We start from the raw sequence: 1,195 nt of genomic DNA on the forward strand, positions 1-1,195 counted from the left end.
ATTCCGTACTTCTGTTGTTCCGTTCCCGTTTCCATAGATTCGCTGCGTTTCAATGGTTTGTTGTGATTATCACCGGTCTGATGATTCGTTCCGACTGTCTCGGTGTCACCTCTGTGATTCGTGACTTAGCGCTTCATCCGAAGGGGTATGAATCCATGATTCATTTTTTCCGTTCCTCCGCCTGGTCTCTGGATGAGCTGCGTCACCAGTGGTTGCGTGTTGTTCTCAAGGTTGCACCGCTCAGACGGGAGGGTGAAGCGGTCATTCTTGTTGGGGACGGCGTTAAACAGGCGAAAGAAGCACGCTTCATGCCCGGTGTGAAGAAACTGTATCAGGAATCCGAGGATGTGTCCAAGTCTGCCTTCATCTTTGGGCATCTCTGGGGATCCGTTGGCCTTCTCATTGGAGACGCCGGAAAAACGTTTTGTCTGCCACTCTCTCTTCGTCTTCATGATGGTATTCAGACGATTCACCAGTGGGAAAATGACGGTGAAGCACAGGGCTCCCATGTCGTGCAGATGATTGATCAAGGATTTTCAGCCGCTCGAGTGTTGGGGCGCGCGTTGTTTTTACTCGATCGCTATTTCTTGTCCGTGCCTGCCCTCCGTCGTTTGAATCAGCGGAATCAGGAAGAGCGCACGCGATTGGATCTGGTCACCAAAGCCAAAACTTCCTGTGTGGCTTATGAACATCCCGTTCAAACTGGAGGCCGGGGACGTCCACGAAAGAAAGGAACCCGTCTCAAAGTGAACACGTTGTTTGACACGCAAGCGAATCAATTCCAGGCCACCCGCCTGTCGCTGTACGACAAAGAAGAGAGGATATCCTATCTCTGTCGGGATCTGCTTTGGGGTCAGGGACTGTATCAAGACCTGCGCTTTGTGCTCGTGGTCATGGGTGGACGACGATCCATTCTGGTCAGTACGGATCCATCCCTGGAACCGGAGACCATCATCCGACTATACGCACGTCGCTTCACCACGGAAACGACTTTTCGCGCGCTGAAACAGTCACTCGGTGCTTTTACCTATCATTTTTGGAGTCGGTCAATGCCCAAATTGAACCGTTATCGCAAATCGGATGAAGCCGAACCGTTGGATCAAGTGACCGAAGAAAACGTGCAAAAACGAATTTGTCAAACCGTCAAAGCCATCGAAGGTTTTATGATGTGCAGTTGCATCGCAATGGGCCTACT

At 51.0% G+C, this 1,195-nt stretch carries 1 protein-coding gene; it reads left to right on the forward strand.

Annotated features, from left to right (window positions below; translation table 11 throughout):
• A partial coding sequence (locus COP04_RS19225; protein WP_100489769.1) for a transposase occupies window positions 1-1,195 on the forward strand: 1,195 nt, incomplete at both ends.

This window comes from Sporolactobacillus pectinivorans (genome assembly GCF_002802965.1).
GTDB classification, from domain to species: Bacteria; Bacillota; Bacilli; order Bacillales; family Sporolactobacillaceae; genus Sporolactobacillus; species Sporolactobacillus pectinivorans.